The organism is Streptomyces sp. CNP082, assembly GCF_059570535.1.
In genome coordinates this window covers 53646-60336 of sequence record NZ_JCANSZ010000046.1, presented here as the reverse complement: position 1 = coordinate 60336, position 6691 = coordinate 53646, and the positions used below count along the sequence as shown (strand labels likewise).

Annotated in this window: 9 protein-coding genes; 3 read left to right on the top strand and 6 right to left on the bottom strand. The window is 67.1% G+C overall.

Annotated elements, in window-relative coordinates; translation table 11 throughout:
• The coding region (locus B124_RS28545; protein ID WP_496505861.1) for a hypothetical protein at window positions 1-190 on the top strand (190 nt) is incomplete at its 5' end.
• Window positions 191-548: 358 nt separating this feature from the next.
• Here B124_RS28545 and B124_RS28540 read toward each other — a convergent pair.
• Both B124_RS28540 and B124_RS28535 read right to left on the bottom strand, forming a co-directional pair.
• Window positions 549-1193: a hypothetical protein gene (locus B124_RS28540; protein WP_496505860.1), complete on the bottom strand. Its 645-nt coding sequence runs from the start codon at window positions 1191-1193 to the stop codon at window positions 549-551.
• Between the two features lie 454 nt (window positions 1194-1647).
• Entirely contained in the window at window positions 1648-1932 is a 285-nt protein-coding gene (locus tag B124_RS28535; RefSeq protein WP_496505859.1) for a hypothetical protein, read from the bottom strand.
• 79 nt (window positions 1933-2011) lie between these two features.
• Between B124_RS28535 and B124_RS28530 the strand changes: the two genes are divergently transcribed.
• Window positions 2012-2773, top strand: a complete 762-nt coding sequence (locus tag B124_RS28530; protein WP_496505858.1) for a GntR family transcriptional regulator — start codon at window positions 2012-2014, stop codon at window positions 2771-2773.
• Between the two features lie 75 nt (window positions 2774-2848).
• On the opposite strand, the gene B124_RS28525 is transcribed toward B124_RS28530, so the two are convergent.
• The 4 genes from B124_RS28525 to B124_RS28510 all read right to left on the bottom strand — a co-directional run bounded on the left by B124_RS28525 (window position 2849) and on the right by B124_RS28510 (window position 6005).
• Window positions 2849-3319, bottom strand: a complete 471-nt coding sequence (locus B124_RS28525; protein WP_496505857.1) for a deaminase — start codon at window positions 3317-3319, stop codon at window positions 2849-2851.
• Window positions 3316-3999: a RibD family protein gene (locus B124_RS28520; protein ID WP_496505856.1), complete on the bottom strand. Its 684-nt coding sequence runs from the start codon at window positions 3997-3999 to the stop codon at window positions 3316-3318. The genes B124_RS28525 and B124_RS28520 overlap by 4 nt, the downstream gene beginning before the upstream one ends.
• Window positions 4000-4055: 56 nt before the next feature.
• On the bottom strand, window positions 4056-5480 hold the full coding sequence (locus B124_RS28515; protein ID WP_496505855.1) for a helix-turn-helix domain-containing protein: 1425 nt from the start codon (window positions 5478-5480) through the stop codon (window positions 4056-4058).
• Window positions 5481-5645: 165 nt separating this feature from the next.
• Window positions 5646-6005, bottom strand: coding sequence for a GntR family transcriptional regulator (locus B124_RS28510; RefSeq protein ID WP_496505854.1), 360 nt, complete (start codon window positions 6003-6005; stop codon window positions 5646-5648).
• Between the two features lie 288 nt (window positions 6006-6293).
• Between B124_RS28510 and B124_RS28505 the strand changes: the two genes are divergently transcribed.
• Entirely contained in the window at window positions 6294-6647 is a 354-nt protein-coding gene (locus B124_RS28505) for a hypothetical protein (RefSeq protein WP_496505853.1), read from the top strand.
• The last annotated feature ends 44 nt before the right edge of the window (window positions 6648-6691 follow it).

The following is a 6691-nucleotide window of genomic DNA, read 5'->3' as shown; positions in this document are numbered from 1 at the left end:
CCCCGGATGCCCGCCCCTGCCCGACTTCCCACGGCCACGCACCCCGGCCTTCCGCGCCCACCCAGCCGCCGTGTGCCGATTCACCCCGACCGCCCGAGCAGCACCCGCGACACTGCCGTTCCCGCGCCCCAGCGCCTCGAAGAACCTCGCCCTCAGCTCCTCAAAACCCACGATCCCCGCAACTCCCTGAACTCCAGGGTGTTGCGGGGATCACTAGAACCCGCCCAGCGTTCACACTGGTCACGGGCCCTTTTTGTGGTGGTGGCGGCGCCAGGATTCGAACCTGGGAAGGCTGAGCCGGCAGATTTACAGTCCCCCGCACAAAGCTTCTCTGACCTGCTGCGTTCCGGCGCTTGTCGGTATCTACCCCACGCCTGCCCCACGGGTCGGTTGGACGCCGGGTTCAAGTCGAGCCGGATTCCCGTGCGGTGGGCGCGTGGGACCCCGCCGCGCTGGCCGGAGGCTGGCCACAGCGGGCCCCACGGGCTCACCTGGTGCCGGCTCTTCCGCTGAGTGGTGCTCTGCGCGAGTCGGCCTATGAACCCCCTTCAGTCGAAGGCTTCGGCGGACGGGAGAGGGTGGCCGTCCTGGTCGTCGTCCTTCTCGTTGGCTTTGGCGTCCTCATGGTTCGCGAGGCGGTCACCCCTGCTGTCGGCGACACGCAGCGCGTCGTCCAGTGCGCGGTTGGAGGCTTGGAGTGCATGGCGGAGCGCGGACACGCTTGCCGTGCTGTCGCTCAGCACCTCCTGCCCGCTCATACGGGCCGCGTCAGCGTCGTACAGTTGCTCCTCTTCCACCGCATCGGCGAGTGCCGCGAGCACGCTCGTGTCGTCGCCCTCGCTGAGGAAGCAGGGCCTGCCCGTCTCGGTTACCCACGGCAGGAGTCGAAGCCCCGGGCAGGGTGCGGCGGCTTTCACTCGGTCGCAGCGTGACGCGCTCGCCCCCTGACGCGGGAAGCGGCGGTCGTGGTCAGCATCCTCTGTCCATCCCTCGGCTGTTCGAAGAACGGTGAGCTTGGTCGTGGGCTTGACAATCAAGGTCTCGCCGCTGGTGAACATGACCCGCTTGCCGTCTCCGGGGAGACGGACGAGGTCGCGCACGCTCAGGGTTTGACCGCCTACGTGGATCTCGTCGCCGAGGCGGACCGAAGCTGCATCGACTTCGATGGCGACCTGCCTCTCACTTCGCGCCATGCTGGGACCTTTCAAGGGACTTCAGCCTCTCGGTGCTTGTGCGGTGACACGTGCAGGCGCACGGTTCGAAGGAGACGCCGGGGGCTGCTCGTCGATGCTGGTTGTGTTCGGCGTGACGGCACTCGCCGTGCTGCCCGACGTGACAGTCGGGGGACTGGTAGCTCACGCCTGGCCACCTCCCGATTGCGCGGTGCCCGAACGCGGGTAGAGCCGGAGCGTGTAGTCCTGGGCGTTCCACCGCCGCATACGGGCTTCGTGTGCCACGAGGTACGGGCGAACGAGGGCGCTGGGGTAGCTCTCCGCGTGTACGGGCGGCCTGCTGGGCTTCGGCGAGGCATCGAGACGCCCGCTCACCTGTGCAGGAACTGATCGGTGGCGGCCGGTGGCAGGAAAGAGCCAGCGTGCCGTCCGTTCTAAGGCTTGGACGAAGTATCGGGTCATGGCAAACAGCTCCCTACGCCGGCGGCCCGGTCTCCTCTGGTGCGGCAGCGCGCTCGCTCGACGGGGTGTCCGTGAGGACGACGGCCCACGCCACGGAGCCCTGCGCGCTGACCTCCATCCCGAACCGGTCACCTCTGTCCAGCGCAGCTAAGAGCGCGTTCCACGACTTCGCCGGCATGGCTTCGGGGGTGACCGTTTCGACCCGGATGGAACCGGGCTGGCGTTTGATGTGTGGGGTGAGCCCAGCCGCGGTGATCGCAGATGCGATCGATTGGGCCACGGCCTCTGGTTCGGGCATGGGGGATCCTCTGCCGGGTAGGGCTCACTTTGAGTAAAGCTGGATAGCTAGATTAAACCTGGTGAGCTAGATTTTCCACATGCCTGAGCAGCCGCCCTACCTCCACATCGCTGACCTGCTCCGGAGCCGCATCTCGGGCGGAGAGTGGTCGCCGGGCGAGCGGCTGCCGTCCCGGGCGCGTCTCGCCGCTGACTACGGAGTCGGTGACGCAGTGGTCCGCCGTGCCCAGGAACTACTCATCTCCCAGGGCCTGCTGGAGGGACGCGCAGGCTCGGGCACGTACGTCGCCGAGCCGCGAGAGCGTCTGCGCATGGTCCGCACGCTCCAGCGCTCGCGGCGGGACGGCTCACCCTTCCGCGCGGACATGGCCGACCTCGGCAAGACCGGCACCTGGGAGGCGCAGAGCGAAGCGAAGGTCCCGGCGCCACCCGCCATCGCGGACCGCCTGCGGATCACGGAGGGTGACCTCTGTGTCCGGACCGATTACGAGTTCATGGCCGAGGGCAAGCCGGTGCAGCTCTCATCGAGCTGGGAGCCGCTGAGTATCACGGGCGGCACCATCATCGTGCTGCCGGAAGGCGGCCCGCATGCCGGCCGCGGCGTGGTGGAGCGCATGGCGGTGATCGGCGTCGAAGTGGGCCGCGCCGTCGAGCGGCCGGAGCCCGGGGAAGCGTCGGCTCGCGAAGCGCAACTACTCGGCATCCCGCGCGGGGCTCTCGTCACCCGCATTGAACGCACGTACTACGCCGACGACGGCCGACCGGTCGAGACTGCCGACATCGTCATCCCCGCCGCCCGCGCGGAGATCGTGTACGAATTGGAGATAAACCCCGAGGGGTGAGGGGCGGGAGAGAGCGTATCCGCAAGAGCCGTCCGCGGTGCGGCGCCGGGGGCTGGCATCCGGGCTCGCCGTAGGTCATCCTGCGATGCCGGGCAGGTGGGCGTTCACCTCGCGAGCGTCCAGGGACAGTTGAGACAGCTCAACGACTGACACCCCGGCGCTGCGCAGGGTCTCGACTCCGTCGATGTCGGTGGCGAACAGGTCCGGTTCTCGCCAGGCGATGACGACTCGGGGAATGCCGGCAGCCAGAATCAGCTCGGTGCATGTCCGCGGTCGTGAGCGTCGTTTGGCGCAGGGTTCCAAGGTGCTGTAGATCGTCGCCGAGTGAAGGCGCGCGTCATCGGTCGCGAGCTTGGCGAGCGCCGACTCTTCGGCATGAATGTGCGGATCCGTCTCGCGGGAGTAGCCGTTCGCGATCTCGATGCCGTCCGCGTCCACAATGACCGCGCCGACCGAGAACGCTGTCTCGCTCGGCGGGCACAGGCGGGAGAGGTCGATGGCTCGGCGCATCCAGGTGTCGTCGGCAGCGGATGGCTCCGCGGTCATGTGCGGCTCTCCTGCTTGGGCAGGTAGCGCATGAGCACGACATCGCCGATCGTTCGGGCCTCGGCGAGTGCCATGCGCCGAGTGGACGCCCAGGGGTAGTCGGCGGGGTGCAGGAAGCGCGGAGCGCTGGACTGGCCGACGACGAGCGGGGCTACGGCCAAGTGGATCTCGTCAACGAGGTCTTGTGAGAGGAACGCGGTGTGGACGTGTCCACCGCCCTCGACCATGAGGCGCTGAATGCCGCGCTCGCCGAGGTCGTCCAGGAGGGCGCCGAAGTCCAGCTCTTCGCCGGTCGAGACGACATCGGCGAGGCCCTTCAAGCGCTCGCGTAGCTTGTTCTCGGCCGCGTCCGTTGTGTACGCGACCTTCTCTCCGCCGTGGTGCCAGAACTTCAGCTCGCGCTCAAGGTCGCCGGTCTTCGTCACGGTGACCTTGAGCGGGTAGGCGGGCTTGCCGGCTGATTCGCGTGCTGCGCGCCGCTCCTCGCTGTTCACCAGCAGCCGCGGGTTGTCGGCCCGCATCGTCCCGGCCCCGATCAGGATGGCGTCGGAGTCGGCCCGGACCTGATCGACGCGGTCGAAGTCGTCCGCGTTGCTCAGCAGCAGGCGTGACGGGCTGGTGTCGTCGATGTACCCGTCTATCGAGGTCGCAACGCTGAGAGTGACGTACGGGCGGGGCACGGAATCTCCTCGGTGGCTGAGCTGGCTGGGACAGACTGCGGCAGATGGTACGAGGGTCAGGCTTGCTTGAGTACGGCGTCCCTCATAGCGTCCTTGAACTCGTTCACGGTGATGACGCTATGCCATTTGCCCAGGTCTTCGTCCAGGCGGGCCAGCTCTCGCGTGATGCGCCCGGAACCGGTCTCCACACCGATACGGAGCGCTTGTATGCCGATGCGCCCGGCTTCCTCTGCTTCTCCCGCGCCTGCGAGGGCGACAGCCTGGCGTGCCAGGTAGACGCCTCGGTCGCGGTGGAACTCGGCCGGAAGGTGGATGATGGCGTGGCCGAAGCTCTCGGCGGCTGCCTGGTGGTCGCCGAGGACGTTGAGGCTCTGTGCGCGGTGCACCTCGATGTAAGCGGAGTCGAGCCAGACGCCCCATGGAGACGCTGGGTCGGGGTCCATGGCCTCACGCAGCTCGTGCGCGTGGTCATAGGCGCGCTTGCAGGCATCCGTGTCGCCCTGGAGCGCGTACCCGTGGGCGCCGAACGTCGCAGCTACGGCGGCGAGGCGGCTGCCTGGCTCCGTGCGGTCCTCGGCTGCCTCGGCGAGGTCCAGGACCTCGATGGGGTCACGCATGTCGCCGGCGAGTTGGCTGCGGCGCGCGAGAATGTAGGTGGTGAGTTCAGGGTCCCCGGCCAGATGGGACAGCTCCAGCGCTTCGCGTGTCCAGTGCTGGGCTGCGCGGAAGTTGCCCGCGTCCTGGTGGAACCAACTGGCCAGCTCGGCGTACTGCGTCTGTAGCTGGAGGAGCTGTCGTCGGTCCTCGCCCTTAAGCTCTCGCCGTAGTGATCGCATGGCTGCTAGCTGACGTTCAACGATCGGGATGCTCTGGTACGGCCCGAACATGTTGTCGTTGTCGATCAGTACGTGACGAGTGGCCGTTAGGTGCTCAATCGGATTCATCGCGGAGAACGTCCCTGGTGTCGGTGGCTTGGCGACAGCCGGAGCATCCGAGAGCGCGGCGAATGCCGCCGCGGTTCCGAGGGTGCCGAGCAGCGCACGACGCGATATCGACACGAAGATGATCCTTCCGTCATCGGTACGAGCGGGGATGGAGATCCCTGCCGATGACGTTGCCTCATCCTCTGCGTTGTCCTCCAGAAGCACAGAGCCGTTGGACACATCGGGGTGTTGATTGGACACATGGACACGTGGCTGCTCACGTGTCTGGGGGCTTGCCGATGCCGCGGCCTGGATGCGCCTGTACTTGCGGACCAGCGCCCCCTCCGCGCGTAACTCGTGGTCGTAGGCCGTCACCAGGTCGGCGGACGCGGGCTGGTCCCCGCGCTCAACTCGGGCCATGTAGCTGGGGCTGTAGTTGATGCGCGCGCTCAACTTGCCCAGCGAGCGGCCCCGGCGGGTACGCCACTCCCGCATCTCTGCGCCCAGCTCGTGGTGAGGCCCCGCCTCCGGCGTGAGCAACTTGGGCTTCTGTCCCACGCGACCTCCACCGCTGTGTCCTTTGTGGCCGGTCCATCGAGGCCACATGGACAGTCTTTTGACGGCCTGCCCGCGGCCGTACAACAGATGCACAGGCCGAAACACAGCCTATCGACGCTGAGTCGGCATCGCAGCGAGGAGAGAGGAGGAGAGGGGGTGAAAATGCTACGAGTCGGTGCGGTCTGGAAGCTTCTCCTCGATGAGCCGCAAGCGGTCGGCCAACGCGGCGATCTGGGCCTGAAGTTCTGCGAACTCAGCCGCGGTTACGGGTGCGGCCGACGGCCCACGCGGCGAGTCGGGGTCACGGACGAAGCTCCCGCGACTGGTGGTGAAGATCCAACCTTCGTTTCGCAGGGCAGTGAGCGACTTCTGGACCGTCGCCGACACGAAGCCGTACTGCTCGATGAGCTGCCGCACAGAAGGCAGCTTCTGGCCGGGTTCAAGGGCACCGCTCTTGATCCCTTCGCGCAAGTCATCAGCTAGCTGTTCAAAGGCGGGCCGGGGGTCGTTATCAGCTCTGCTCACGCCTCCGAGCGTACCCACGCCTGACACGTCCTAGCACGCTCGCAGCTCCAAGGGGCTTGCGTGATGATACGTACTGCTACATAGTGCTACGTAGTCCGTCTGGAGGGTCCCGCGAAACGGGCCCGAATGAAGCGGCTGTTCTTTGACAACTCCACAGAGCGCCAAGCCGAGTGATTTTGGTCCGCGATGCCGCCTGAGCTGCGGCGTCGCGGGTCATGACCACTCGTCTGAGACGAGCGGTCCGTGGCCAGGAGGCTCCTGGCTCCCCGACTCGGAAGGAGAACGATCATGTTGCTCGCCCTTGGTGACGTCGTCCGAGACTGCCGGGACGACGCCGTGGGCACGGTCGCCGGCATGGCCTCGGGGGTGGTGCTGTTACAGCTCGCCTACGCGGTTCGCCCGGTGCCCACGGCGGACATCGAGATGGTGGCGCGTGCGGTCAAGCCGCGGACTCCGTCCACGGATGTCGCACACCTCTGCTTCATCGCGCTCGGGCTGATCACCGGCATCGTCATGGGCACCGCTGTCGCTCAGCTCGGCGGGGGAGCGGTCCTTGTCTTCTCGGTCACCTTCACCTTCACCGTGGCCGTGACCTCCGGTCTGAAGGGGGTCTTTCTGCGCCCTCGGCGTATCCGCGTCTGATCGCCAGGCATCCAGCAGCCGACGACGGCACTCCCGACCAAGAA

Excerpts from the sequence above, each read along its gene's own strand:
- B124_RS28540 (WP_496505860.1), bottom strand. The coding sequence starts at position 1,193 with ATGGCGCGAAGTGAGAGGCAGGTCGCCATCGAAGTCGATGCAGCTTCG.
- B124_RS28535 (WP_496505859.1), bottom strand. The coding sequence starts at position 1,932 with ATGCCCGAACCAGAGGCCGTGGCCCAATCGATCGCATCTGCGATCACC.
- B124_RS28530 (WP_496505858.1), top strand. The coding sequence starts at position 2,012 with ATGCCTGAGCAGCCGCCCTACCTCCACATCGCTGACCTGCTCCGGAGC.
- B124_RS28525 (WP_496505857.1), bottom strand. The coding sequence starts at position 3,319 with ATGACCGCGGAGCCATCCGCTGCCGACGACACCTGGATGCGCCGAGCC.
- B124_RS28505 (WP_496505853.1), top strand. The coding sequence starts at position 6,294 with ATGTTGCTCGCCCTTGGTGACGTCGTCCGAGACTGCCGGGACGACGCC.